The 24,894-nt window shown below is 43.2% G+C and carries 27 protein-coding genes; 17 read left to right on the top strand and 10 right to left on the bottom strand.

All coding sequences use genetic code 11. The features are described from left to right. Window positions 1-10: 10 nt before the first annotated feature. The 11 genes from PHEP_RS08245 to PHEP_RS08200 are packed head-to-tail and all read left to right on the top strand — an operon-like array spanning window position 11 to window position 8,090. Window positions 11-715 (top strand): hypothetical protein, encoded by a 705-nt coding sequence (locus tag PHEP_RS08245; RefSeq protein ID WP_015807473.1) that lies wholly within the window; start codon window positions 11-13, stop codon window positions 713-715. Between the two features lie 28 nt (window positions 716-743). Then, window positions 744-1,691: a T9SS C-terminal target domain-containing protein gene (locus tag PHEP_RS08240; protein ID WP_015807472.1), complete on the top strand. Its 948-nt coding sequence runs from the start codon at window positions 744-746 to the stop codon at window positions 1,689-1,691. A gap of 12 nt (window positions 1,692-1,703) precedes the next feature. Then, window positions 1,704-2,690, top strand: a complete 987-nt coding sequence (locus PHEP_RS08235) for a PorP/SprF family type IX secretion system membrane protein (RefSeq protein WP_015807471.1) — start codon at window positions 1,704-1,706, stop codon at window positions 2,688-2,690. A 51-nt stretch (window positions 2,691-2,741) separates the two neighbouring features. Continuing rightward, entirely contained in the window at window positions 2,742-3,878 is a 1,137-nt protein-coding gene (locus tag PHEP_RS08230) for an NAD(P)/FAD-dependent oxidoreductase (RefSeq protein WP_015807470.1), read from the top strand. After that, window positions 3,875-4,147: a class I SAM-dependent methyltransferase gene (locus PHEP_RS22320; protein WP_238326453.1), complete on the top strand. Its 273-nt coding sequence runs from the start codon at window positions 3,875-3,877 to the stop codon at window positions 4,145-4,147. Before PHEP_RS08230 ends, PHEP_RS22320 begins: the two co-directional genes overlap by 4 nt. Further along, on the top strand, window positions 4,119-4,592 hold the full coding sequence (locus PHEP_RS08225; RefSeq protein WP_238326452.1) for a methyltransferase domain-containing protein: 474 nt from the start codon (window positions 4,119-4,121) through the stop codon (window positions 4,590-4,592). The genes PHEP_RS22320 and PHEP_RS08225 overlap by 29 nt, the downstream gene beginning before the upstream one ends. Further along, window positions 4,589-5,641 (top strand): type III polyketide synthase, encoded by a 1,053-nt coding sequence (locus tag PHEP_RS08220; RefSeq protein ID WP_015807469.1) that lies wholly within the window; start codon window positions 4,589-4,591, stop codon window positions 5,639-5,641. Before PHEP_RS08225 ends, PHEP_RS08220 begins: the two co-directional genes overlap by 4 nt. 19 nt (window positions 5,642-5,660) lie before the next feature. Then, window positions 5,661-6,107, top strand: coding sequence for a 3-hydroxyacyl-ACP dehydratase FabZ family protein (locus PHEP_RS08215; RefSeq protein WP_015807468.1), 447 nt, complete (start codon window positions 5,661-5,663; stop codon window positions 6,105-6,107). Next, complete coding sequence (locus PHEP_RS08210; RefSeq protein ID WP_015807467.1) at window positions 6,100-7,377, top strand: beta-ketoacyl-[acyl-carrier-protein] synthase family protein; 1,278 nt, start codon at window positions 6,100-6,102, stop codon at window positions 7,375-7,377. The genes PHEP_RS08215 and PHEP_RS08210 overlap by 8 nt, the downstream gene beginning before the upstream one ends. Beyond that, window positions 7,370-7,633 (top strand): acyl carrier protein, encoded by a 264-nt coding sequence (locus PHEP_RS08205; RefSeq protein ID WP_015807466.1) that lies wholly within the window; start codon window positions 7,370-7,372, stop codon window positions 7,631-7,633. Before PHEP_RS08210 ends, PHEP_RS08205 begins: the two co-directional genes overlap by 8 nt. Beyond that, a complete protein-coding gene (locus PHEP_RS08200; RefSeq protein ID WP_015807465.1) occupies window positions 7,620-8,090 on the top strand; it encodes a 4'-phosphopantetheinyl transferase family protein in 471 nt (156 codons plus the stop codon). The genes PHEP_RS08205 and PHEP_RS08200 overlap by 14 nt, the downstream gene beginning before the upstream one ends. Here the strand turns inward: PHEP_RS08200 and PHEP_RS08195 are convergent. The 3 genes from PHEP_RS08195 to PHEP_RS22175 all read right to left on the bottom strand — a co-directional run bounded on the left by PHEP_RS08195 (window position 8,081) and on the right by PHEP_RS22175 (window position 11,997). Beyond that, on the bottom strand, window positions 8,081-8,977 hold the full coding sequence (locus PHEP_RS08195) for a Ppx/GppA phosphatase family protein (RefSeq protein WP_015807464.1): 897 nt from the start codon (window positions 8,975-8,977) through the stop codon (window positions 8,081-8,083). The genes PHEP_RS08200 and PHEP_RS08195 overlap by 10 nt on opposite strands. Before the next feature lie 4 nt (window positions 8,978-8,981). Beyond that, on the bottom strand, window positions 8,982-11,036 hold the full coding sequence (ppk1, locus tag PHEP_RS08190) for a polyphosphate kinase 1 (RefSeq protein WP_015807463.1): 2,055 nt from the start codon (window positions 11,034-11,036) through the stop codon (window positions 8,982-8,984). A 118-nt stretch (window positions 11,037-11,154) separates the two neighbouring features. Further along, window positions 11,155-11,997, bottom strand: a complete 843-nt coding sequence (locus tag PHEP_RS22175; protein ID WP_155975971.1) for a hypothetical protein — start codon at window positions 11,995-11,997, stop codon at window positions 11,155-11,157. A 139-nt stretch (window positions 11,998-12,136) separates the two neighbouring features. On the opposite strand from PHEP_RS22175, the gene PHEP_RS08180 reads away from it, so the two are divergent. Next, window positions 12,137-12,628 (top strand): YajQ family cyclic di-GMP-binding protein, encoded by a 492-nt coding sequence (locus PHEP_RS08180; RefSeq protein ID WP_015807461.1) that lies wholly within the window; start codon window positions 12,137-12,139, stop codon window positions 12,626-12,628. 61 nt (window positions 12,629-12,689) lie between these two features. Next, window positions 12,690-13,133 carry a GNAT family N-acetyltransferase gene (locus PHEP_RS08175; RefSeq protein WP_015807460.1) on the top strand — a complete coding sequence of 148 codons (444 nt, stop codon included), beginning with the start codon at window positions 12,690-12,692 and terminating at the stop codon, window positions 13,131-13,133. Here PHEP_RS08175 and PHEP_RS08170 read toward each other — a convergent pair. Further along, entirely contained in the window at window positions 13,130-14,440 is a 1,311-nt protein-coding gene (locus PHEP_RS08170; RefSeq protein ID WP_015807459.1) for a hypothetical protein, read from the bottom strand. The two genes, PHEP_RS08175 and PHEP_RS08170, sit on opposite strands and share 4 nt — an antisense overlap. Window positions 14,441-14,506: 66 nt before the next feature. Here PHEP_RS08170 and PHEP_RS08165 point away from each other — a divergent pair, with 66 nt between their 5' ends. Then, window positions 14,507-16,243 (top strand): ABC transporter ATP-binding protein, encoded by a 1,737-nt coding sequence (locus tag PHEP_RS08165; protein WP_015807458.1) that lies wholly within the window; start codon window positions 14,507-14,509, stop codon window positions 16,241-16,243. Here the strand turns inward: PHEP_RS08165 and PHEP_RS08160 are convergent. After that, window positions 16,240-17,151 carry a mechanosensitive ion channel family protein gene (locus tag PHEP_RS08160; protein ID WP_015807457.1) on the bottom strand — a complete coding sequence of 304 codons (912 nt, stop codon included), beginning with the start codon at window positions 17,149-17,151 and terminating at the stop codon, window positions 16,240-16,242. The genes PHEP_RS08165 and PHEP_RS08160 overlap by 4 nt on opposite strands. A 101-nt stretch (window positions 17,152-17,252) precedes the next feature. On the opposite strand from PHEP_RS08160, the gene rnr reads away from it, so the two are divergent. Beyond that, entirely contained in the window at window positions 17,253-19,382 is a 2,130-nt protein-coding gene (gene rnr, locus PHEP_RS08155) for a ribonuclease R (RefSeq protein WP_015807456.1), read from the top strand. A gap of 33 nt (window positions 19,383-19,415) precedes the next feature. Then, window positions 19,416-20,384: a polyprenyl synthetase family protein gene (locus PHEP_RS08150; protein ID WP_015807455.1), complete on the top strand. Its 969-nt coding sequence runs from the start codon at window positions 19,416-19,418 to the stop codon at window positions 20,382-20,384. Window positions 20,385-20,393: 9 nt separating this feature from the next. Here PHEP_RS08150 and PHEP_RS21555 read toward each other — a convergent pair whose 3' ends face one another. Continuing rightward, complete coding sequence (locus PHEP_RS21555) at window positions 20,394-21,356, bottom strand: response regulator (RefSeq protein WP_015807454.1); 963 nt, start codon at window positions 21,354-21,356, stop codon at window positions 20,394-20,396. A 207-nt stretch (window positions 21,357-21,563) separates the two neighbouring features. Here PHEP_RS21555 and PHEP_RS08140 point away from each other — a divergent pair, with 207 nt between their 5' ends. Next, a complete protein-coding gene (locus tag PHEP_RS08140) occupies window positions 21,564-21,929 on the top strand; it encodes a helix-turn-helix domain-containing protein (RefSeq protein WP_015807453.1) in 366 nt (121 codons plus the stop codon). An 88-nt stretch (window positions 21,930-22,017) separates the two neighbouring features. Here the strand turns inward: PHEP_RS08140 and rpmA are convergent, their stop codons facing one another. From rpmA to PHEP_RS08115, 4 genes are all read right to left on the bottom strand, one after another. After that, window positions 22,018-22,449 carry a 50S ribosomal protein L27 gene (gene rpmA, locus PHEP_RS21895; protein WP_015807452.1) on the bottom strand — a complete coding sequence of 144 codons (432 nt, stop codon included), beginning with the start codon at window positions 22,447-22,449 and terminating at the stop codon, window positions 22,018-22,020. 57 nt (window positions 22,450-22,506) lie between these two features. Continuing rightward, the gene (rplU, locus tag PHEP_RS08125; protein WP_008241463.1) at window positions 22,507-22,818 is read right to left on the bottom strand and encodes a 50S ribosomal protein L21; all 312 of its coding nucleotides are present in this window, start codon (window positions 22,816-22,818) and stop codon (window positions 22,507-22,509) included. Between the two features lie 80 nt (window positions 22,819-22,898). Beyond that, complete coding sequence (locus PHEP_RS08120; protein WP_015807451.1) at window positions 22,899-23,423, bottom strand: hypothetical protein; 525 nt, start codon at window positions 23,421-23,423, stop codon at window positions 22,899-22,901. A gap of 2 nt (window positions 23,424-23,425) precedes the next feature. Further along, entirely contained in the window at window positions 23,426-24,853 is a 1,428-nt protein-coding gene (locus PHEP_RS08115) for a dicarboxylate/amino acid:cation symporter (RefSeq protein ID WP_015807450.1), read from the bottom strand. Between the last annotated feature and the right edge of the window lie 41 nt (window positions 24,854-24,894).

Genomic DNA, 24,894 nt, shown 5'->3' with positions numbered 1-24,894 from the left:
AAAAAAGAACATGAAAAAATCATTTACAAAAATTGCAATAGTGACCATAGTGGTTCTATTCGGAAATCTATCAACATCATTTGCACAAGCAGTAACACCAACAACCTCTAACGTTCAGTTTGTGTGTGAAGGTGGAATACTAACCTTAGGCTCTCCCGGTTCAGCGAACCAGTGGATTGTAAAATATGACGCCAACTCCCCAACTCCTGGTTCACCCACAACTGTAACTCCAAATGCAAGTAATCAAATTACAGGTACGGATGTAAAAACAGGCTATTATATTATTACCAATAAAAGTACAGATGCAGGAACCTGCGAATCTGAAGCGCAAATTATACCTGTTTATGTGCTACCTACGTTAACACCAACAATAACAGCAGCAAATTCTTACTGTACTGAACAAGCCGGTACTACCACCTTTACCGGTTCTGCAACACCTGCAGCCCCATCAGGTGCGGAACTTGTATATCAATGGTATACCTATGATGGAACAACCGAAACCATCATTGCGGGTCAAACAGATCCAGCTTCATTTCATCCAACAGTTACGAATTCAGGTAGTACGCCTATCAATGCAATTTATAGATTGAAAGTAGCCTATAAAGTAGGAACATTATTGTATTGCCCGCAAACAGCCAGTAAAACAGTTAGTGTTTTACCTAGACCAACAACTCCTGCAATTACTATTGGAAACCCTGGCACTAGTACTTTCTAAAATGGTAAACTACGCTTAATCGATTTTCATGTTTAACAGAAAAACCAATTTTGTGTCAAGCTTGCTGTTGCTAAGTGCAACGGCAGGCTTTGCGCAATCTGGTAGTTCGCAAACCGTTACTATTCCTCAAGGGAATTCGGTAAAATTGCGGGCCAGTTCTGTTAACGCAACCGCTTACCAATGGATTAAAGATGGTACTGCAATTACCGGTGCCACATCTGCTGATTATAATGTACTGCTTGCTGGTACGTATACAGTGGTTTCTTTTAACGCTGAAGGCTGCGCTTCGGACATCTCAGCTCCTGTTATTGTAAACATTGGCACCCCCAATGCACTTACTGCCGATCTGATGATCAGCAAAAACTCGGAATTAAGGGCCGTAACCATTAACGATACTTTTGAATACCTGATCAAGGTGAAAAACAATGGTACCGCAACGGCTACAATCGTAAAAGTACAGGATATTTTACCTGAAGAACTCATTTTTCAACAGCTGATGACACCCACTCTTGGGCTGGCCAATTACAACCAGGGCAGCAAAACCGTTTTATGGGAGATCAGCAAGCTGGACAATGGCGAAAGTGCCGATCTGAAAATCAAAGTAAAAGCGGTTAAAGCCGGGATCATCAGAAATACAGCCACGGTAAGCGCTAATGAAACTGATCCTGATCTGAAAAACAACAGCTTTACAGATAGTAAATCGGTAGCAGGAATCATCATCCCTAATGTTTTTACACCTAACGGCGATGGTTTAAATGACACCTTCGAAATACCCGGCCTGGAACTTTATGAAGCCAATGAGCTAACCATCTTAAATCGATGGGGAGGTACTGTTTATAACACAAAAGGATACAGGAACGACTGGACAGCTATCGGCCTTAATGAGGGTACCTATTTCTACCTGCTAAAACTGAAAACCGCAGGCAACAAATGGGAAATTTATAAAGGCTATATAACCATACTACGAAACAAATAACCGGAACGAGATATGATGAAAAGAATGATAGGCCTATTGAGCATCGCAGGTATGATATCTACTGCCAGCGCGCAGCAGGACAGCCAGTATACACAGTATATTTTTAATGGTATCCACATCAATCCGGCCTATGCCGGTTATAAAGGCGATATCTATGTACAGTCTTTTTACCGCTCACAATGGGCAGGCATTAAAGGGGCCCCGAAAACTTTTTCTGTTGCAGCTGATGGGGCTTTTTATGACGACAAGGTTGGACTTGGACTAATCGTTTCCAACGATCAGCTGGGGGCACAAACTTACCTTACAGCTTATGCAAACTATGCCTACCACATTAAAACCGGATATAGTGGAACCGGACAACTTTCTTTTGGCATTGCAGCCGGTATGGTACAGATGGGCCTGGATGGCACCAAACTGGAAGGGTACAAGCCGGGTGATGAGCTGATTCCTGTTGGCTCGCAGACCAGTACCGTACCCGACGCCCGCTTTGGGATCTATTATGCCAACGAAAGCTTCTTCCTGGGCCTTTCCATGACCAATATGCTGGCCCGGTACCTGGCAAAAAGAAATACCGAAGACAGCAGGATACCCGTTCCCCAGCCGCATTTGTACTTCAGCGCAGGAGCGCTGTTCCCATTCAGTGAAGATGTTAAATTTAAACCGGTCATCCTTTTTAAAGATGATACCAAAGGCCCCTCGGCAATGGACATCACTACCTTTTTGCTGCTTAAGGACAGGCTCTGGATCGGCGCTTTTGCCCGTACTTCATTCGATCTTTACAAAAAAGACTATCAGCAAAAAGGACTGGCCAAAGAACACGCAATGGGTGGCATACTTGAGGTTTTTGCGACGGAAAATATCAGGATTGGCTATTCGTACGATTACTCCCTCAATAAATTGCGCAATTACAACTACGGCAGTCATGAGCTATCCGCAGGCTTTTACATCAATCGCCGAACTACTGCTGAAAGAAGGCAGTTGAGGTGTAATAGGTTTTAACATAACAATGCTGCCTTTTTAGTGTTATATTGGTACTGCCACTCATGCCCGATGACAAATAAAACCAACCAAAGCGCAACCATTTTAATTGTAGGCGGTGGCCTGTCAGGTCTAACCTGTGCCCTGCACTTACTAAAAGAAGGTTTTGAAGTCACTTTGATCGAAAAAAATGCATATCCCCATCATAAAGTCTGCGGCGAGTACATTTCCAACGAAGTATTACCTTATCTGCAATGGCTGGATGCCGATCCGTATGAACTGCTTCCGGTAGCCATTAACCGCCTTTCTGTGTCTTCACTTAGCGGGCAAATTATTGGCTGCGCACTTCCGCTCGGCGGTTTTGGCTTAAGCAGGTTTGCACTCGATCATTTCCTTTATCAAAAAGCCCTGTCAAGAGGCTGCAAAGTGATCAGAGACCGGGTAACGGATATCGTTTTTAATGGCAATGAATTTGAGCTGAGCACCAGCCATTCAGGAACCTTAAAAGCTGATCTGGTGATCGGTGCTTTTGGAAAAAGATCTGCCCTTGACCAGCAGCTTTCCCGTAGCTTTATACAAAAAAAATCGCCCTGGCTGGCAGTAAAGGCACATTACAATGGCATTATTCCCATTGATCTGGTACAGCTGCACAATTTTGCAGGGGGCTATTGCGGGGTTTCGGCCATAGAAAACAAACAGATCAACATCTGTTACCTGGCAGATTATGAAAGCTTTAAGGCCTGCGCCAACCTCAAGGATTTTCAGGAAAAGGTATTGTACAAAAACCCGCAGCTCAGAAAGATTTTTGAGGAAAGCAGCCCGGTTTTTGATCAGCCTTTAACCATTAGCCAGGTGTCTTTCGCTAAAAAGGAACTGGTATGTGACCATATATTGATGATCGGCGATACTGCAGGCCTCATCCACCCTCTTTGTGGAAACGGCATGGCCATGGCCATCCACAGTGCCAAAATTTGTGCAGAACTGAGCATACAATACCTGAACGGTAAGCTGGTGTCAAGAACAACGCTCGAAAAACTATATACCGCCACATGGAATGCCAATTTTAAAAACCGATTGCTGATGGGCCGTTTCTTGTCTGGAATCATCAGAAAGGATAAATTATTTAAACCATTACAGCAGTTACTGGGCTATTTCCCATCGGCCCTGCCCTTAATTATAAAAACAACCCACGGAAAACCCATTTTATGAGCATAGATACCAGCAGGCGAAGTGATGCAGCCGAAATAATGGACGATTTTAATTTAGAAGGTGAGGTACTTAGGGATGCCCTGGATAAAATTGCCGGTATAAACAGGCTGTTGGGTGGCAATAAACTTACCCTGCAGGGTGTAAAACAGCTGCTCAAATTAAAAGCGCTGAACAAGGATGAAATTACCATCCTGGATGTAGGTTGCGGCAATGGCGACATGCTGAGGGCTTTGGCCGATTTTGCAAAAAAAAAAACAGTTAAATTTTAAACTGATAGGTATAGATGCAAATCAGTTTACCATTGCACATGCACAGCAGCTGTCGCTGAACTACCCAAACATCAGCTACTGCTGCGCAGATATTTTTGAGGAAATTAAACAAGACAGGGTTTATGATGTTATCTTATGTACACTGACCCTACATCATTTTAAAGACGAAGAAATTATAACGCTTATGAATGGCTTTAAAGCACAGTCGGCATTGGGCATTGTGGTAAACGATTTGCACAGGAGCAAAATGGCCTATTACCTTTTTACAGGGCTGTGTTTTGTATTTGGCCTCAACCAGATGTCGAAAGACGATGGGCTTGTATCTATTTTAAGGGGCTTTAAAAAGCACGACCTCCAATCCTATTCCAGGCAATTAAACTTTAGCACCTATATCCTGAAATGGAAATGGGCATTCCGTTACCAGTGGATAATTCCAACAATATGAGCGTAAAAATAACGACCGTTACCAGCCTGACACCGCAATATTCCAGAACAACAGCAGAGATACTCCCCTTTCTGGACACCTGGCTACATGGACAGGAACCCCGTTTTATCAGAAAGGTAAAAAAGATATTTGAGCAGGCCGATGTGGATAAAAGGTATTCGATCATGTCGCCCGAAGAAGTGTTTAACCAAAGCTCCTTTGCAGAAAAAAACAACATTTACATCCGCGAAGGGATTAAACTGGCCTCCGGCTGTCTGGCCATGGCCCTGGAAAAATCGGGATGGAAAGCACAGGAACTGGACTATATCATCACGGTAAGCTGTACGGGTATCATGATCCCCTCTATTGATGCCTATCTCATCAATGCCTTAAACCTGCGCCAGGATATTGTGCGCCTGCCGGTAACAGAAATGGGTTGCGCCGCGGGTATATCTGGGATGATCTATGCCAAGAATTTTTTAAAGGCCAATCCGGGTAAACGTGCGGCAGTAATTGCTGTAGAATCGCCTACCGCAACTTTCCAGCTCAACGATTTTTCTATGGCCAACATCGTGAGTGCCGCTATTTTTGGCGACGGTGCAGCCTGTGTTTTATTGTCCTCGCTGGACGAAGATAAAGGACCGGAAATCATTGCCGAAGAAATGTACCACTTTTACGACAGCATACCCATGATGGGCTTTAACCTTTGCAACACTGGCTTACAAATGGTGCTGGATGTAGAGGTTCCGAAAAACATTGAAATGCATTTCCCCGATATCATCCACCCCTTCCTGGCCAGAAACGGACTGAAGATAGCAGACATTGACCATCTGATCTTTCATCCCGGAGGAAAAAAAATTATTCAGACAGTTGAAGGGTTATTTGGTAAATTAGGCAAAAATATAAACGAAACTAAAAACATTTTACGGGAATACGGAAATATGTCGAGCGCCACAGTACTGTATGTACTGGAACGTTTTATGGAACGCGAACCGGGAAGTGCAGAACTGGGCCTGATGCTGAGCTTTGGGCCAGGGTTTTCGGCACAACGTATTTTGCTGAAATGGTAAAAGCATTAAAATTTATAACATGAACAAAGCAGAGATCTTAGCACACTTACCTTACACCAAACCTTTTTTATTTGTAGATGAGCTGGAAGCAATTGACGAAAACGGCGTAACCGGCTCTTATACTTTTGATGCAGATCTGGATTTTTATAAAGGACATTTTAAAGACCATCCCGTAACACCCGGTGTGATATTAACGGAAACCATGGCGCAGATTGGCCTGGTTTGCCTGGGTATCTATTTATCGGGCAGTGCCGAAGGCGGAATGCCGGGCCATGTGATGCTCACTTCTACGGCTATCGACTTTATGAAGCCTGTTTTTCCGGGAGAAAAAGTAACCGTAAATGCACAAAAGGTATATTTCAGGTTTAAAAAGCTAAATTGTACAGTACAAATGACCAATGCCGCCGGCGAAGTAGTTTGTAAAGGCACCATTGCCGGCATGGTGACCAATAAAATGAATGCATAAACGTGTAGTAATAACCGGTTTAGGGGTAGTTGCACCAAATGGAGTGGGACTAAAAGCCTTTACTGAAGCCATTAAAAATGGTGTTTCAGGGATTAAACATGACCCTGAACTGGAAAGACTGCAATTCTCCTGTCAGATTGCCGGAAAACCGGAAGTAACAGACGAGCTGATGGCCAGGTACATGACCGACCTGGAACGCAGGAATTTTAACAGCAGCGGAATTCTGTATGGCCTGATCGCAGGAATGGATGCCTGGCAGGATGCAGGGCTGTTACCCGCCCCCGAAAATGAGCCCGACTGGCAAAGTGGTGCCCTGTTTGGTGCCGGCACATCGGGCATCGAAAAATTCAGGGAGGCCATTTATAAAGTAGACGATTTACAGGTACGCAAACTGGGCAGCAGTGTAGTGGTACAGACCATGGCCAGCGGCATCAGTGCCTACCTGGGGGGTAAACTGGGCTTGGGCAACCAGGTAAGCAGCAACTCATCGGCCTGCACAACGGGCACAGAAAGCATTTTAATGGCTTATGAACGCATTAAAACCGGGCAGGCGACCAGAATGCTTGCGGGCAGCACGAGCGATAGCGGCCCTTATATTTGGGCTGGCTTTGATGCCATGAAGGTATGTACCTTTAAACACAATGGGATGCCTGAAAAAGGATCGAGACCAATGAGCGCCAGTGCCAGCGGCTTTGTGCCCGGCAGTGGTGCCGGGGCCATGGTGCTGGAAACACTGGACAGTGCTTTGGCAAGGGGCGCTTTCATCTATGCCGAAATACTGGGGGGCAACATCAATTCGGGCGGACAGCGCGGTACGGGCAGCATGACCGCCCCCAACAGTATGGCTGTACAGCGTTGTATTGCTGCTGCCCTTGAAAATTCCGGTGTCAAAGCCAGTCAGGTCGACACCATTAACGGACACCTGACAGCCACGGCAAAAGATGCATTGGAAGTACAGAACTGGACCATCGCCTTAAACAGAAAAGGGGCTGATTTTCCTTATATCAATAGCCTGAAAGCAATGACCGGACACTGTTTAAGCGCGTCGGGAAGCATAGAATGTGTAGCTTCGGTACTGCAGCTGCAACAGGGCTTTATTTTCCCGGCCATCAACTGTGAGGACCTGGATCCGGAAATTGCGCTGCTGGTAGATAAAAATAGGATCCCGCAGCAAATACTTTATAAAAACATCAATATATTAGCTAAGGCAAGTTTTGGGTTTGGTGATGTAAATGCCTGCATCATTTTTAAAAAGTATGAAAATGGATAAAGAAGAACTTATAGCAAAATTGAAAACAATTGTTGCCCCTTATACCCCCGATAAAGCCGCTTTGGATAACATTGGCCCCACAACGGATTTCATTAAAGACCTGAAAATCAATTCGGCCAACCTGGTAGATGTGGTGCTGGATGTGGAAGAGGAATTCGACATTGAAATTGACAACCAGGAGATGGCACGCATGTTAAACGTATCGGATACCCTGGCAATTATTGAGGCTAAACTGAAAACACTTGATAGGGAATGACATTGTTGACCTGGAACAGGCAAAAAAAGAAAGCAACTGGAAAAGAAAAGGCTATCTGGAAAAGATATTTACGCCCGGAGAAAGGTTCCTGATCAGCGCTGCTAAAGATGCTGAAATGATGGTATGGCTGCTTTGGACAATGAAAGAATCGGCCTATAAAATCTTTAGCAGGGAAAACAAAATAAGGGTATTTGCCCCGGCAGCAATTGTTTGCAACAACCTGATCATCCATAAAAAAACAGCCACCGGAAATGTATGGTACCAGGAACAGTCCTACTTTACCAAAACTTCCATTACGGAAAGATACGTCCATACACTGGCCGCAGCGGATGCCAGCCTGCTCCAAAAAATAAGGTATAAAATAAGTAGTTATGATGCCTGCGACAGTTCCTACCGGGCTACCAACCCGGGTTCGGTAAGCCATCATGGCATTTACCTGGCACTTGCCTATTTATAAACGGCCTCGCTCAGGTTCTCTTCAATGAGCAGACTGATGATGCCATCTACCAGCCCTACTTTTGGCACATAGATCTGTTTGATCCCCGTCCATTTTAACAAAGTGATGTAAATTTCGCAGGCAGGGATAATGACATCGGCCCTGTCAGGGTTTAAACCAAAAACACTGATCCTTTCTTTAAGCGAGTGCGAATTGAGCTGGTTATACATGCTTTTCAATTTGAGGAACGTTAAGGGCATGCCCTCTTTCTCGTCAGACATACGGAAAAGTTTATTGATATTGCCCCCGGTTCCTATACCGGCCAGGTTTTTTAAGGATTTTGTATGTTCCTTTACCCAGCTTTTCATTTCTTCCCAGGTTTCGTCCTTATCCTGATTGTCTAGGATGCGGATGGTGCCGATATCAAAAGATTTGGAAGCCACAGGTACGCGGTTTACAAATACAGAAAGCTCGGTGCTGCCCCCACCTACATCAATGTACAGATAGCTTTTTTTGATGTCCAGGTTTTCTTCAATGTGATTGGCATAAATGATATTGGCTTCCCTTTGTCCGGCGATGATCTCCAGGTCTACATCGCATTGTTTCTTTATCATTTTGATGATATCTGCTCCGTTTCCGGCTTCACGCATGGCAGAAGTAGCACAGGCCAGATAGGCCGAGACATGGTATACCTCCATCAGGTTTTTAAAGGCCGACATGGTTTTCAGCAGCTCCTCCACTTTACGTGCCGAGATGTGATGGTCTAAAAAAGCATCATCGCCCAGGCGTAACGGAACCCGCACCAGGGTGTTTTTTTTAAACCCATAACCATTCTCGGTTTTGGAGATATCCGCAATCAACAACCTAACCGCATTTGAACCTATATCTATGGCAGCATATCTTAACATTGGCTTACTGATGTTTGTTTTTTAAGTAATTATAGGTCTGCACCTGCGCCCTAATTTTAGTTTTTAAATTATTTTTATGGTATTTATTGTTGTTGAGCCGGGTAATGTCCCTGGCCTTCACATTGTCCTGTAACTGGAACTCGATGATGTCCCTGATCTCCTGTCTTACTTCTTCATCCAGTACGGGAAAGCCAACCTCCACCCTGTGCTCAAAGTTGCGGCTCATCAGGTCGGCCGACGACAGGAACATTTCTTCCTTGCCGTTGTTACCAAAAATAAATACCCGGGCATGCTCCAGAAACTTATCAATGATACTGATAACCGTAATATTGGCACTAAAATCGGGAATACCCGGAACAAGGGTGCAGATGCCGCGCACAATCAGCTTTACTTTAACCCCGGCATTACTGGCTTCATACAGTTTTTCTACAATACCCTCGTCGGCCAGACTGTTTACCTTTAAGATCATATAAGCCGGCTTGCCTTGCTTTGCTACTTTAATTTCCCGGTCTACCAGCTGATAAAACTTGTTTCTCGATTCCAGCGGCGAAACGATCAGGTGTTTAAAGCCTTTGGTAACGGTCTTTTTATTTAAGGCCTTAAAGAGTTTGATCAGGTCGGCCGTAATTTCTTTTCTGGAAGTAAAAATACTGTGGTCGCAGTATAGTTTTGCTGTTTTCTCGTTAAAATTACCGGTAGCAAGGTTGGCATAATAAACCGCCCGCCCCTTTTCCATTCTTTTGACCAGGCAGATCTTGGAATGCACTTTGTAATCGGTAAGTCCGTAGTTCACGTTTACACCCTCCTCTGCCAGTCTGCTGGTCCAGAAAATATTGGCCTGTTCATCAAAACGGGCCTTTAACTCGACCATACAGTTCACTGTTTTACCATTTTTAGCGGCATTGATGAGGGCGTTAACTACCCTCGAATTCTCGGCCAGGCGGTACAGGGTAATGTTGATTTCAGTTACCTTAGGGTCTATGGCCGCCTCACGCAGAAAAAGGATGATGTAATCGTAAGACTGATAAGGCAGGTTAATCAGATAATCTTTGCCCTGCAATTTATTGAATATACTTTCGGTACGGTGCAGGCCATGTACTTTAAGGGGCACATTGGGCTTATATTCCAGGTCTTTGCTGCCCACATTGGGGAAGGCAATAAAATCACCAAAGCGGTGGTACCTGTTGCCCGGGATCAGGCTATCGGCCTCTATTTTCATTTTATTGATCAATACCGTCAGCATTTCAAAAGGCATTTCCGTATCGTACAGTAAACGCATGGGTTTTCCCTTTTTACGTTTATCCAGACTGGCCTTCAGTTCTTCGATAAACTTATCGCTGATATTTTTATCAATATCGAGCTCCGCATCCCGCGTGAGCTGTATAGAATATGCTTCAAGAACATCATAATTAAAAACGTAAAAGATATCGTCAAGGCAGTACTTGATGATGTCTTCGGCAAGGATAATGAACTTAAGGCCATTGGTTTCGGGCAGCACCAGAAAACGTGGAAGATCGGGCGGGAGCTCAATCAGCGCATATTTCTGGTTTTTATTGGGCGCTTTGGAAAGCCTGACAAAAAAATAGAGGTAACGGTCTTTTAGCTCCGGAAATGGTTTTTCCAGGTCGATCATGATCGGAACAAGATTGGAAAGGATCCTGTCCCTGAAATGATTTCTCACAAATTCGCCCCTGGAAACGTTGAGCTGGGTATCGTTTAAAATAAAAATCCGGTTTTGGGCCAGTTCATTGATCAGGGTAGCCTTAAACAATTGTTCAAACTTGCGCTCCTGCTTTACAACGATGTTTTTGATCTCATTTAAGATCTTTTTAGGGTTAAAGCCCAGTAAGGCCTTGGCTTTATCGTTCAGGTTGGCCAGTCTGCTCAGCGTAGCTACCCTTACCCGGTAAAACTCTTCCAGGTTTGAAGAAAAAATAGACAGAAATTTTATTCGTTCTATAAGAGGGACTGTCTCATCAGCCACCTCCTGCAAAACGCGCTCATTAAAATACAACCAACTGATCTCTCTGTTTAGAAATGGAGCCTTTTTCTTCGTCATTTAAAATATCAAAAAAATCCCTGTTCTAAAACAGGGATGCCCAAAACTGCAAATTCTATTGTTAAGTAATTGTTAATTATGATTAATTATACAATTCTTATTTAATTTTAATGTTCTGCTATTTGCTTTCGCTCTCTGTTTTGGCAGCTGCGGCAGCTGTACCATTTGCAGGGGCCGTTGTTGCAGTTTCCGGAGCCTTGGCAGCTGCAGGTTTGGCGGCTGGCTTAGCTGCAGGGCTTGCCTTTTTTACCGGGGCTTTTGCAGCTGGTTTTGCAGTAGCTGATTTAGCTGGAGTGGCTGTTGATGGAGTGGCTTTTGCCGCTGCCGGGCTGGCTGCTGCAGGGCTGGCTGCTGCGGTAACCGCCGGTTTTGCCGCTGCCGGGGCAGCTTTTTTAACAGGCGCCTTTCTTGCTGCCGGTTTTCTGGCAGCCGGTTTTGCAGGTGCCTTAACCGTAGCAGTAACTTCTTTTTTAACTTCAGCAACTTTTGCCGCTACAGTAGACGCTGCTGTTTTAGCTTTGTCTGCTACTTTGGCCACTGGCTTTGCTATGGCATCAGCCGCTTTTTTTTCTGTGGCAATGGCCGCTACTTTAACACTTTGTACTACCGGTTTAACCTTTGCACTGGCAACCTTAACCGCTTTTTTTGCTTTTTTAGCGTCTTTGCTCAGTTCTTTTTTAACGGATGATGCCTTTTTGGCCGCTTTTTTTACTGCTTTTTTATTGGCTGCTTTAGCTTCGTCTATTTTTTCGTTAACGGCAGCTTTAACATTACTGAATTTTTTAGAAAGCTTTTTAGCTACAAATTTACTTACAATGGCTATATCTCCCCCAATCTTCTCTGCATCCTGGCCTAAATGCTTAACGGTTTCCAGGATCTTTTCTGTCAAACTTTTTTCAAGTTGTTTCTTAGCCGCTTTTTTGGCTACTTTTTTCTGAGCTTTTGGTTTACTGGATTTCATAGTACTGGTTTTATGTTTTTTGATTAATTTGAAGCTCATTAGAGCTTGCTATAGTTAATTATTTTATATTTGCGTAGGCAGATTAAATAATCTGATACTTAAATCTACGCTAATTTTTTATTCTAAAGCTATAATAATCATGCCCACTTTCGATATTGTAAGCAAAGTAGACGCGCAAACATTAGACAACGCGATGAACAATGCAAAAAAAGAGATCTTAAACCGTTATGATTTCAGTACTTCAAAAAGTACCATCGACCACGATAAAAAGACCAATGTAATTACCATTGTTACCGAAGATGACATGCGTTTAAAAGCAATTCAGGATGCCATCATCTCAAGGATGATCAAGCAAAACCTGGATGCAAAAAGTTTGGATTTTGGTAAGGAACAATATGCGTCCGGAAACATGATCAGGAAAGAAATTTCGGTAAAAGAAGGTATAGACAAAGAAACTGCAAAGAAAATTGTGGCAAAAATAAAAGCCAGCGGACTAAAAGTACAGGCTTCTATGATGGATGACCAGGTGCGGGTGCAAAGCAAAAGTATAGACGACCTGCAAGGTGTAATTGCCCTTTGCAAAAAAGAAGATTTTGGTCAGCCGCTGCAGTTCATCAACATGCGGAACTAAATACTGTTTAAGCCGGCAACCGGCAGTGTTCCTTTCTTAAAGTAAAAAAATAATTACATTCATGGAAATTGAAGAAAATGGTTTTGTTTTCTCTGATGACAAAAATAAGATCGATCCGATTGCAATTCATCATTATTTAAGTACACAATCGTACTGGGCAAAGGACATCCCCATAGAAATTGTTAAAACCTCTATAGAAAATTCCCTGTGTTTTGGCATTTACAAAGACAGCAAACAGGTAGGCTTTGCCCGCTGGATCACAGATAAGGCCACCTTTGGCTACCTTGCTGATGTGTATGTGGATGAGGCCTACCGCGGACAGGGCCTGTCTAAAAAACTGATGTCGCTCATGCTTTTCCATAAAGACCTGCAGGGACTGAGAAGGTATATGCTGGCTACCCTGGATGCCCATGGTTTATATGCGCAATTTGGCTTTAAGGCCGTTGAGCATCCCGAAAGGATAATGGGTATTGCAATTTCAAATCCTTATCAGAAACAGGATTAAACAGTTTTTACATCACTTTCGCTGTAATCTTCAATATCGGTGATGTAGCCATTGAGGATCAGGAAATCAAACAGGGGCCTGGCATCCGGTGTTACCGGCATATTGGCTGTTGTGATCACTTCGTTTGTCTTCTTGTCAAGAAAAGGATAGGCAAAAAGTTTTACGTTTTTACTGAACATATCGCTTACATAACTCAGCAGCTGGCTGGAATAGTTTTCGCCAAAATTACCGGAATTGAATACGAATTTTAAGTTGTTGATATTGGTAGATATCCCTACACTTTTTGGCCTGCAGCGGTCGAGGTATTTGGCCAGTTTATTGTGTCGGGCAAAGTTGGATACGATTACCTTATTTCCCGTTTTACACATCTCTTCTGCCCTTTTAGCAACAGCCCTGAGGTCGATATCATCAGCTCCGTCATTGGCCGAAAGCACATTTGACATCAATACTTCGATCAATACGCTCAGGTTGTCTTCCTGCACATTTTCTGTCCTTACAAACTGGTCTACAGCCTTGTTGAGCATGCTAAAGTTAGGATTGGATTTCTGGGCATATTTGGTACGCAGGATCATGATGTCTTTTTTGTACAGCAGGTCCTTAGGCAAACACGGACGGCCGCTGGCATCAAAGATGGCTGCATCTGAAAAGTCTTTAACAATCAGGTACAGGTTCAGCAAAATATTGTCTGCATCTTTAAATATGGGCCCGTTAACCGAGATCAGGTCAATTTCTACCGACCCTACTGTTAAGTTATCGGCCAGCGATTCGATCATCGCTTTGCGGTCCTGGTTATAATAATAAGCGGCATAAACCAGGTTTACGCCAATAATACCCAATACATTTTGCTGCAATGCCGCATCGGTATCCAGTAAGCGTACATGGAAAAAGATTTCGTTGGGCTCGCCCCCGGGCTCTGCCTGAAAACGGATGCCGATCCAACCATGCGGGTCATTGGATTTATTGTAGTTTAAAGTAGTAACCGTATCTGCAAAAGCAAAGAAAGCACGTCCTTCGTATTTTTCACCATTTAAGCGTTCTGTTAACAGACTGAACTCATGGTCAAGCATTTTTAATAAGCGCGACTGGCTTACGTACCTTCCTGAAGGTTCAACCCCATAAATGGCATCACTGAAGGTCATGTCGTAGGCCGACATGGTCTTGGCTACCGTTCCTGATGCGGCACCGGCAGTAAAAAAATTACGTGCAACCTCTTGTCCGGCACCGATCTCGGCAAATGTTCCGTAAATTCTGGGGTTTAGGTTAATCTTTAAAGCCTTACGCCTGGTGTCAAGGATTTCTCTTTCCATGCTGCAAAATTAAGCAAACAGGCCGAATTATAGGTTAGGAAAATTGCTTTCTTAAATTCTCTGAGTATGCCGGTAAATCACTACCTTGGTTCTCAGATGCTAAACGTTAAAAATCTAGACATACAATTTCTTAACAGAGAGGACAAATCCTGGTTTAAGGCCGTAAACAAGGTAAGCTTCCAGGTTGAAAAAGGAAAAGTACTGGGCATAGTCGGCGAATCAGGCTCCGGTAAATCCGTAACTTCTTTTTCTATTATGCGACTTCATGATCCTCAAAGTACAAAAATTGAGGGCAACATTGATTTTCAAAACATCAACCTGCTCGGCCTGTCGCCCGATGAGATCAGGAAATACAGGGGTAATAAAATTGCCATGATCTTTCAGGAACCCATGACTTCCCTGAACCCGGTTTTTACCTGTGGCTATCAGGTTAAAGAAGCCATCATGCTGCACCAGCGGGTAGATAAACAAACTGCAAAAGAGAAAACCATTGCCTTGTTTAAAGAAGTACAGCTGCCCAGACCGGAAAATATATTTGACAGTTACCCGCACCAGCTTTCAGGGGGACAAAAACAAAGGGTAATGATTGCCATGGCTCTGAGCTGCAACCCCGAACTGCTGATTGCCGATGAGCCAACTACGGCATTGGATGTTACCGTACAGAAAACCATTTTGCAATTGCTGCTGAAGCTGAAAGAAGAGCGCGGAATGGCCATGATCTTTATCTCGCACGACCTGGCAGTGATCAGTGAGATTGCGGACGAGGTAGCCGTAATGTACAAAGGACAAATTGTGGAACAGGGAGCGGCAGCGCAGCTGTTTAACCATCCGCAACACCCTTATACCAGGGGCTTACTGGCCTGCCGCCCCGCCCCTCAGCGCCTGCTGAAAAAACTTCCGGTAGTGGCCGATTTTATGAACGGCGACAAAGAAATGGGCCTGAAGCATTTACTGGAAATGAACAGTTATACACAGGCCGAAATTGAACAGCGCAGGCATAACCTTTATCAGCAAAAACCCTTGCTGCAGGTGAAACAATTGTGTACCTGGTATCCGATAAACAAGGGGCTTTTTGGCAAAACAACGGAATATGTAAAAGCTGTGGACGACATTACTTTTGATGTGTTTCCAGGCGAGACCTTAGGACTGGTTGGCGAATCCGGATGCGGAAAGACCACGCTGGGCCGTAGTATTTTACGATTGGTGGAGCCCACTTCAGGCGAGCTGCTGTTTGACGGGACCGACTTATCCTCGCTGGATACTGCCGGATTAAGAAAAATGAGAAGAGCGGTACAGATCATCTTTCAGGACCCCTACTCTTCCCTCAATCCGCGTTTAACCATCGGTAATGCGCTGATGGAACCCTTACAGGTGCATGGCATGTTCGACAACAATGAGCAGCGGAAAGCCCATGTGCTGAATCTATTGGACCGGGTAGATCTGAAACCTGAATATTTCAACAGGTATCCGCACGAATTTTCGGGCGGACAGCGCCAACGCATAGTCATTGCAAGGGCCCTGGCCCTACAGCCCCGGTTTATTATATGCGATGAATCGGTATCGGCACTGGATGTTTCTGTACAGGCCCAGGTGCTCAATCTGCTCAGAGAATTGCAGCAGGAGTTTGGGCTTACCTATATCTTTATCTCACACGACCTGGCCGTGGTAAAGCACATCTCCGACAGGATGATTGTGATGAACAAAGGCAAAATTGAAGAACAGGGCTTTCCGGAAGAAATTTACCATAACCCTAAAGCTGAATACACCAAAAAACTAATTGCAGCTATACCCGGGCATGCTTAATCGGATACCTTTTTTTCGGTATCGATTTGTTTACCCTTGTGCAGGGTAGCAGAAAGCCTGATCAGGGCGGTATTTATGGCCCTTCTGATCTCCCTTTCCTTAATTTTATCATACCTTTTCAACAAGATCATCACCTTAAATATGGCCACATCTTTGTTGATGGCAAGGGTCTTAACGGTTAACCCACCCTCCACAACATTCTCCGAATAGTCCTGAATAATTTTATATAAATGATTTTCCAGGTACTCGGGGGTAAAGCCATTGGCCAGCGACATGTCAAATTCTATGCTCAGCTTTTTGATGTTTTGCTTAGACTGGTTAACGATGACTGAACTGAAAGCCAGCGAGTTTGGGATGATGACCATATCACTGTCCTCATTTTGCAGGATCATATTGATCAGGGTAATGTCCAGGATCTTACCTTCATGCTCGCCGATCTTAATGTGGTCTCCCAAAGACAACCTGTCGGAAAACATAATGATCAGTCCGTTGATCATGTTGTTGATGTAGTCCTTAAAAGTGACCGCAATGGCAGCCGCAACGATGGAAACGCTGAATATAAACTCTTCAATTTTTATATTAAACAAGGTGATACCCGCAATGACAAAAAATACAGTATTTAATATGGATTGGATACGGTTGATGCCCAGGATAAAATTATCCTTTACATTGTTTTTGAATTTATGTTTGCGGATGTACCAGTAAATGATAACCAGGCGCACTACGGAAATGACCAGACTGGGCCCAAGAAAAACCATGATTGCCCCGGATGCTTTAGCCAGACCAGGGTATTCTGCATACAACAAAGGCTTGTTAATATAAAAATAAACCAAAAACAGGTAAAAGATGGCTTTGATCAGGATCATCAAAATCTCCTTACCCGTCTTTCTTTCTCTGTCTTCAATCATTTTTAATCGTTTTAAGTTTAACCATCAGCAGGTCATCAAAGGTACAAAATACAACAATACTCGCTTCAAATTGTTACCTTCGGGTGATTCATAAACAGATTATGGCAAAAAAGAAATCAGCCCACCTGGAACTCGTTTTAATACAATTGATTAGCGATGTTCTGGAGAAAAGCAATAAAGAAGCCCTGAATTACAAACAGGTTTCGGCTAAATTGAACCTTACCGATGCCGATTCAAGGGAAACCATATCGGAAATATTAAAAGAACAGGCCAGGAAAGGTGTATTTTCAGAGCCTGAAAAAGGAAAATTCAGATTGAAGGACCTGAAGACCTTTATTACCGGAAAGGTAGACATGACGGCAGACGGCGCAGCATTCATTATCCCCGATGATGAATTTGAAAAAGATGTGTTCGTATCGGCCAGAAAGCTCCACAATGCACTGCATGGTGATAAGGTGAAGGTTTACATCTATGCTAAAAAAAGCGGACGTAAAAACGAAGGTGAAGTTGTAGAGATCATAGAACGGTCGAAAACAGATTTTATTGGTGTCATCAGGATCTCAGAACGTTATGCCTTTGTAAATGTAGACGACCGCAAAATGCTGCACGATATTTTTGTGCCCCTGAACGATCTTAACGGTGCAAAAAACGGACAAAAGGTTCAGGTAAGCATTACCGAATGGCCTGAAGGTGTAAAAAACCCGATCGGAAAGATCATCAATATACTGGGCGAACAGGGCGAGAACAACACGGAAATGAACGCCATTCTTGCACAGTACGGTTTTCCATTGAGCTTCCCGGCCGAAGTAGAGCTGGAGGCCAATGCCATACCCGAACAGGTAAGCGCAGCAGAAATAAAAGGGCGGAAGGATTTTAGAAATACCACTACCTTTACGATTGATCCTGCTGATGCAAAAGACTTTGACGATGCCATTTCTTTTAAAACATTGGAAAACGGCAATTATGAAATAGGTGTGCACATTGCCGATGTTTCCCATTATGTGAAGCCCAACAGCAGCCTGGATAAAGAAGCTTATGCCAGGGCCACTTCGGTATACCTGGTAGACCGCGTAATTCCCATGCTGCCGGAACGCCTGAGCAATGGCGTTTGCTCCTTAAGGCCCAATGAAGATAAACTGTGCTTTGCAGCGGTATTTGAACTGGATGAAAAGGCAAACCTGGTTAACGAATGGTTTGGACGTACAGTGATCCATTCCGACCGCCGCTTTAGTTATGAGGAAGCACAGGAAGTGATTGAAAACAAAGCCGGCGATTATGCCGCTGAAATTCTGAAGCTGAATGAGCTTGCCTATATTTTAAGGGATAAAAAGTTTAAGAACGGCGCCATCAGTTTTGAAAGCACCGAAGTGAAATTTAAACTGGACGAAACCGGTAAACCTATTGGTGTTTATGTAAAGGAACGCAAGGATGCCCATAAACTGATAGAAGATTTCATGCTGCTGGCCAATAAAAAGGTAGCTGAATTTATTGCTAAAAAAGGCAAAGGAAAGCAGAAATATACTTTTGTTTACCGCTCACATGATTCACCTAACCTGGAAAACCTGGGCAACTTTGCCTTGTTTGCCGCACGTTTTGGTTATAAGATCAACATGAAATCGGACAAGGAAATCGCAAAGTCTTTAAATTACCTGATGGAAGATGTAGAAGGCAAGAAAGAACAGAATGTACTTACCCAGCTGGCCATCCGCTCTATGGCCAAGGCCATTTACACCACCAAAAAAACAAGCCATTACGGACTGGCATTTGACCATTATACCCACTTCACTTCACCCATCCGCCGCTACCCTGATGTGATGGTACACCGCCTGCTTGCAGCATACCTAAACAATGAAAAGTCGGCCAATGAAGAAGAATATGAAATTGCGGCCTCCCATTCTTCAGCGATGGAGAAGCGGGCTGCAGATGCAGAACGGGCCTCTATCAAATACAAACAGGCCGAATACCTGGAAGAAAACGTAGGTAACATTTTTGCAGGTATCATTTCCGGTGTAACGGAATGGGGAATGTATGTAGAGCTAACTGAAAATAAATGCGAAGGGATGATACGCCTGAGAGACATTACAGATGATTTCTATGTGCTTGACGAGAAAAACTATTGCATAGTTGGCCAGCGCAAACAGAAAAAATATCAGCTTGGCGATGAAGTACAGGTGAAAGTAAAAAAAGTAGACCTGGCCAAACGTCAGATCGACTTCACCTTAATTCAATAAAAAATCAGATTCCGGAAAATCCTTTTACATAAGATGTATACTCCTGCCCAATTACAAGAAGTTATAGAAAACGCGATTCAAAACATCAATTATCCTGCCCAGCCGGAAAAACTCTATGCGCCCATACGCTATATCATGTCTATGGGGGGCAAAAGAATAAGACCGGTACTTACACTCATGGCCGCAGATTTATTTGAAGCAGATATCCTGAAAGCAATACCTGCAGCACTGGCTATTGAAACTTTTCACAATTTCACCTTAGTCCACGATGACATTATGGACAATGCCCCGCTCCGCAGGGGTAAGCAGACCGTACACGAAAAATGGGGCATCAACAATGCCATTTTAAGCGGCGACGTGATGATGGTTGAAGCGAACAAACAACTGTCTATGCTGCACAGCGCTATATTAAAGGACGCACTGGAAACATTTAATGCTACTGCAAGAGGCGTTTGCGAAGGACAGCAGCTGGACATGGAATTTGAACAACAGGCCATAGTAAGCATTCCGGAATACATCAATATGATCCGTTTAAAGACAGCGGTACTTTTAGGCGGGGCCATGAAATTAGGGGCACAGGTAGCCGGGGCAGACCATAATGAAGCAGAACAGCTTTACCAGTTTGGCCTGAACCTGGGTATAGCCTTTCAGCTGCAGGACGACATCCTGGATGTGTATGGCGACCCCGAGAAATTTGGCAAACAGGTAGGCGGCGATATCATTGCCAATAAAAAAACACTGCTGTTGCTGAAACTAAAGGAACTGGCCAGCGCCGAAGACCTGCGGAAACTGGAAGCACAAAGCACAAATAAAGACCATACTGAAAAAGTAAAGCACATTACCGGGCTGTACAATGCTTACAACATCCCCGAACTGGCTGGTATAGAAATGAGAAACTACGCCGATAAAGCCTTTGATGCCCTTAACGCCGTAAAGGTACCTGAATCAAGGAAATCTGAACTGCTGGAGCTGGCAGACCTGCTGATGAGCAGGGAACATTAGGCTTAAATTTTAATGGTCCAGCAATTGGCTTACCTTTTCTATCGTTAGGGGTTTGGTGTAAAAATCTTTAACGCAGAGAAAGGATTTTGCTTTGGACCGCTCCCGCGGATCTATGGAGGAGGAAACAATAACCACATCGATAAAAACGTTAAGCTCTTCCATCATTTCCAGAAATCTCCAGCCATCGATTCCAGGCATGTGCAGATCCAATAAAATAAGATCAGGTGTATGCTGTTGAATGTATGAGAGGGCCTTTTGGGGGTTGTCAAACAATACAATCCTTTTATCGCTGTGGTGCTTTCTGATCAGCATTTTATGGAGTTTATTGGTCACCACATCATCATCTACCAGTACAATATGGTTGTGGTCAGATTTAGGGCCAGGCTTATCAAATAAGTCGATACAGTCGTGCTTGTTGAGCATCTTGTTCAGCATTTTAATGATCTCATCCAGTTTAACTGCCTGAAGATTGATATCATTGAGCAGGCGGCTCATCTTTAATGCATCATAAGAAGCCAGCTGGGCATAATTGGTAATTGTTGAAAGACTTAAGATATTGGTTATTGGTGCCCTTAACTGATGCGAGGTGAGGTGCGAATACTCTCTGATCATATTGATCACCCCTCTTGAACTGCTGATATCTGCTACCGTACAAACAATAGTATCTGTGATCTCATTGATGGTCAGTGGCGTAAAAATGATATGGAAAATCAGGTCGTTTGACTTAAAAACAGACAGCCGCTGTTCTATACTAAAACAATGACCTTCAAAGCATCTCGACAACAGGATTGTAAAATGCTTCCTGTAATTTTGTGCAATGATTTCCACAACCGACTCCCCAATTACGGGATTTTTTGCAAGAAGACTACCCAGGTCATTTGGAGAGTCGATCTTAAAAAAAGTAAGCTGATAATTTTTATCAATTAAAAAAAATGAACTTGAGGTTCGCCCGCAACTGTTTTTATTTGGCATATTCAACGTGTTTTAAGCTGTTGCAGCGCGCATTCATCATGATAATACCATATTATATACAATACACATCATGCTTTTGGCATTAACATAGCTAATCCCTTTTACTATAAATGTTCTCCTAATAAATTTTATGGAGCTATAATTGCTTTGATTCCTGGAGCAATTAGTTATCCCGTCCATCACAAATCAACGAAATATATATTACTTATGCAAGAAATTCTATCAAAGAAAGAGATTGGTGAACGCATAAAGGACTTAAGAACGCAGCACAACCTTTCGCAAGCATTTATTGCCAATATTTTAAATTTATCAAGAAGTAATTATTCTCAAATAGAACTTGGCAACCAGTATCCTTCGTTCAACACCCTACACGAAATCGCCAGGTATTATAGCAAGACCTATGATTGGCTGCTACATGGCACAGATACTAAGGCCGCAACGGAAAATCCTGCCAAAATAGACCTTATTTTAAATGACCTCGAAACTTCATTCAGGAGTTTCACCAGCTCACTAAAAAAACTGGAACAGGAATTAAACCACATCAAATCAAGAAGAGCCAAGGTTAGGGTATAAAGCCGGCAGAAATACCCATAAGCACCATAAACAGAAAAGGTCACAATTGATATTGTGACCTTTTCTGTTTATGGGTTATGCCTGTAACTTATTCTGCAGGTGCAGCTTCAGTCTCAGTAGCTGCTGTTTCGGCTTTAACTGCTTTTTTAGCAGGGGCTTTCTTTGCAGGTGCTTTTTCTTTTTCAGCTTTTGCTTCTTTTGCCGGAGCAGCAGCTTTTGCTGCTTTCACAGCTGGAGCTTTCTTTTCCGGAACTGCCGTAACAACAGCAGCAGGCAATACAGAAACATAAGATTTATTGTCCTGTTTCTTTTTGAAGATTACAGTACCATCAACCAAAGCGAATAAAGTATGGTCTTTACCAATACCTACTCCTTTATCAGGATGATGTTTTGTACCACGCTGACGTACCAAAATGTTTCCGGCGATAGCTTCCTGACCACCAAAAATTTTGATACCTAAACGTTTGCTATGCGATTCACGTCCGTTTCTCGAACTACCGGCTCCTTTTTTATGTGCCATCTTGTTTTATATTTTATGAACTACCTGAATAAACGGTAATCTATTGTTTAACAATAATTATAAACTGATACCAGAGATCTGGATCTTGGTGAAATACTGACGGTGACCGTTTTTCTTTTTGTAACCTTTTCTGCGTTTCTTTTTGAAAACGATTACTTTATCACCTTTTAAATGAGACACGATTTTAGCTGAAACAGTTGCGCCTTTCAATGCAGGAGCTCCTACAGAGATTTTACCACCATCTTCAACCAACAATACATTGTCAAATTCAATACTAGCGCCTTCATCCCCTTGTAAACGGTGTACAAAAAGGTGCTGGTCTTTTGCAACTTTGAATTGCTGTCCTGCTATATTTACTATTGCGTACATTGTTAATTAATTATTATTTTAAATTGTTTATTTTTATCGAGGTGCAAATATAGAAATTATTTTCTAAATCCATAAATGATTTAGTTTTTTAAAGCAGCTTTCTTTCCGTAACGTTCTTCTGCATCATTAATGCTCTGCATCAGTAATGTTTTCATCTGCTCGGCCAGCCCCTTAAGCTTCTGTATTTCGGTATAATCGGTAACATAAATTACCTTTTTCGACTTTTTCTTATAATTGAACTGCATCACATAGCGCAGTACCTTAGACGAATCCAGGTTGGTACCGGAATTGGCAATCACATCCGGAAAATTCCAGAAACCCAGTTCACTTGCCTTCGAATGCAGATAAAGAATATCGTCTTTTCTTAGCTTAACATTGGTCCTGATCAAAGAATCCTGGGCGTTCACGTACTGATAAGCGCCCGTAGCCGAGTTATAACTGTTTTCAAGCTTGTTGCCCGGCCCCCATTTAAATTCTATCGACTCAAATTCCTTTAGCTTAAAAGGGGCATTTCTAAACATAGGCACATAATAAACAATGCAATAGATTAGAAAAGGGACTACAATGGTTAATGCCAGAAATATTTTTTTTGCGTTGTTACTCATAATTATGCTTCCTTAATTTCAATACTATCGGGGTTGTATTCTCCCTCCCACTTGGCTATCACAACTGTAGCCAGACAATTTCCGATTACATTTAAAGATGTCCTTCCCATATCCATTAACTCATCAATCCCTAAAATAGCAGCAATAATAAAGGTTGGCAGGCCAAACTGGTCTGCAGTAGCGATCAGAATAATCAGTGATGCCCTTGGAATGGCGGCCACCCCCTTACTGGTGATCATCAGTGTAAATACAATCAGGAGCTGTTCGCCAAAACTCAGGTGCATCCCTGCGGCCTGTGCCACAAAAATAGAGGCCAGCGAAAGGTATAATGTAGTGCCGTCAAGGTTAAAGCTGTAACCGGTGGGGATTACAAAAGATACGATCTTACGTGGTACACCAAATTTTTCCATGGCACTCATCGCTTTGGGAAGTGCGGCATCGGAACTTGTGGTGGCAAACGCAATAGAAACCGGTTCCTTTATGGCATTGATAAACTTAAGTATAGGCAGTTTGATATAAAGCGCGATGGGCAGCAGTACAATAAGAATAAAGGCAATGAGCGCCATATACAAGGTAGCTACCAGCATGAACAGGTGTTTCAGGATATCTACGCCCATGTGCCCTACCGTATAGGCCATTGCAGCACCTACCCCTATAGGGGCAAAGTACATGATCACATTGGTAAATTTAAACATGGTCTCAGATAAGCTCTCGCAAAAATCAACCATAGGTTTTCTTTTCTTTTCATCCACCATTGCCAAACCAATACCAAAAATAACCGAGAAAATAACGATCTGTAAAATCTGGGCATCATACACCGATTTCACAATATTCTCCGGAAAAATATTCCTGAAAAAGGCCAGCGTCTTATACAGCCAGTGTACCCCATCCGGCAAAGTACTCAGTATGCTTTCGTCTGTTACATCCTTCACAGGTTTTGGCAAATCGTTATGGGGCATATTTTCTATATTTACACCAACCCCCGCATGGGTAAGGTTAATTGCTGCCAGACCAATAAACAAGGCTATGGTAGTTGCAAAATAAAAATACAACATAGACTTCCAGGCCATCCGCCCTACCTGCTTTAAATCAGAATGTCCGGCTATTCCATAAACCAGGGTACCAAATAAGATAGGTCCTACAATGGTCTTAACCAGTTTAATAAAGCCCTTACTCAGGGGCTGAAGTGCTACAGCAACATGCGGATAGTCTATCCCTATGAATATCCCCAGTACCATACAGACCAATATCCAGGTAGTAAGGTTTTTTCGGATCAAAGCGTAGGCCAATAGTTCGAGGGCCAGCAGCCAGCGTGTGGCCATCATGACGTTGTCCGGTACATCAACAATGTTGAAATCCTTTAAAACGCCTAAACATGCCGCAACAGTGATAAACAACAAAGTGATTAACCCGACCCTGTTTTGTTTCATATACTAAGGTTTGTTTGATTTGCAACAAAAGTAATTATTTG

This window comes from Pedobacter heparinus DSM 2366 (assembly GCF_000023825.1).
Taxonomy (GTDB): Bacteria; Bacteroidota; Bacteroidia; order Sphingobacteriales; family Sphingobacteriaceae; genus Pedobacter; species Pedobacter heparinus.
The sequence above is the reverse complement of the archived record's forward strand: the minus strand, read 5'-3'. Positions and strand labels throughout refer to the sequence as shown.

Coding starts and splice junctions, on each gene's coding strand:
- PHEP_RS08245 (WP_015807473.1), top strand. CDS start 11: ATGAAAAAATCATTTACAAAAATTGCAATAGTGACCATAGTGGTTCTA.
- PHEP_RS08240 (WP_015807472.1), top strand. CDS start 744: ATGTTTAACAGAAAAACCAATTTTGTGTCAAGCTTGCTGTTGCTAAGT.
- PHEP_RS08235 (WP_015807471.1), top strand. CDS start 1,704: ATGATGAAAAGAATGATAGGCCTATTGAGCATCGCAGGTATGATATCT.
- PHEP_RS08230 (WP_015807470.1), top strand. CDS start 2,742: ATGACAAATAAAACCAACCAAAGCGCAACCATTTTAATTGTAGGCGGT.
- PHEP_RS22320 (WP_238326453.1), top strand. CDS start 3,875: ATGAGCATAGATACCAGCAGGCGAAGTGATGCAGCCGAAATAATGGAC.
- PHEP_RS08220 (WP_015807469.1), top strand. CDS start 4,589: ATGAGCGTAAAAATAACGACCGTTACCAGCCTGACACCGCAATATTCC.
- PHEP_RS08215 (WP_015807468.1), top strand. CDS start 5,661: ATGAACAAAGCAGAGATCTTAGCACACTTACCTTACACCAAACCTTTT.
- PHEP_RS08210 (WP_015807467.1), top strand. CDS start 6,100: ATGCATAAACGTGTAGTAATAACCGGTTTAGGGGTAGTTGCACCAAAT.
- PHEP_RS08205 (WP_015807466.1), top strand. CDS start 7,370: ATGGATAAAGAAGAACTTATAGCAAAATTGAAAACAATTGTTGCCCCT.
- PHEP_RS08195 (WP_015807464.1), bottom strand. CDS start 8,977: ATGTTAAGATATGCTGCCATAGATATAGGTTCAAATGCGGTTAGGTTG.
- ppk1 (WP_015807463.1), bottom strand. CDS start 11,036: ATGACGAAGAAAAAGGCTCCATTTCTAAACAGAGAGATCAGTTGGTTG.
- PHEP_RS22175 (WP_155975971.1), bottom strand. CDS start 11,997: ATGAAATCCAGTAAACCAAAAGCTCAGAAAAAAGTAGCCAAAAAAGCG.
- PHEP_RS08180 (WP_015807461.1), top strand. CDS start 12,137: ATGCCCACTTTCGATATTGTAAGCAAAGTAGACGCGCAAACATTAGAC.
- PHEP_RS08175 (WP_015807460.1), top strand. CDS start 12,690: ATGGAAATTGAAGAAAATGGTTTTGTTTTCTCTGATGACAAAAATAAG.
- PHEP_RS08170 (WP_015807459.1), bottom strand. CDS start 14,440: ATGGAAAGAGAAATCCTTGACACCAGGCGTAAGGCTTTAAAGATTAAC.
- PHEP_RS08165 (WP_015807458.1), top strand. CDS start 14,507: ATGCCGGTAAATCACTACCTTGGTTCTCAGATGCTAAACGTTAAAAAT.
- PHEP_RS08160 (WP_015807457.1), bottom strand. CDS start 17,151: ATGATTGAAGACAGAGAAAGAAAGACGGGTAAGGAGATTTTGATGATC.
- rnr (WP_015807456.1), top strand. CDS start 17,253: ATGGCAAAAAAGAAATCAGCCCACCTGGAACTCGTTTTAATACAATTG.
- PHEP_RS08150 (WP_015807455.1), top strand. CDS start 19,416: ATGTATACTCCTGCCCAATTACAAGAAGTTATAGAAAACGCGATTCAA.
- PHEP_RS21555 (WP_015807454.1), bottom strand. CDS start 21,356: ATGCCAAATAAAAACAGTTGCGGGCGAACCTCAAGTTCATTTTTTTTA.
- PHEP_RS08140 (WP_015807453.1), top strand. CDS start 21,564: ATGCAAGAAATTCTATCAAAGAAAGAGATTGGTGAACGCATAAAGGAC.
- rpmA (WP_015807452.1), bottom strand. CDS start 22,449: ATGGCACATAAAAAAGGAGCCGGTAGTTCGAGAAACGGACGTGAATCG.
- rplU (WP_008241463.1), bottom strand. CDS start 22,818: ATGTACGCAATAGTAAATATAGCAGGACAGCAATTCAAAGTTGCAAAA.
- PHEP_RS08120 (WP_015807451.1), bottom strand. CDS start 23,423: ATGAGTAACAACGCAAAAAAAATATTTCTGGCATTAACCATTGTAGTC.
- PHEP_RS08115 (WP_015807450.1), bottom strand. CDS start 24,853: ATGAAACAAAACAGGGTCGGGTTAATCACTTTGTTGTTTATCACTGTT.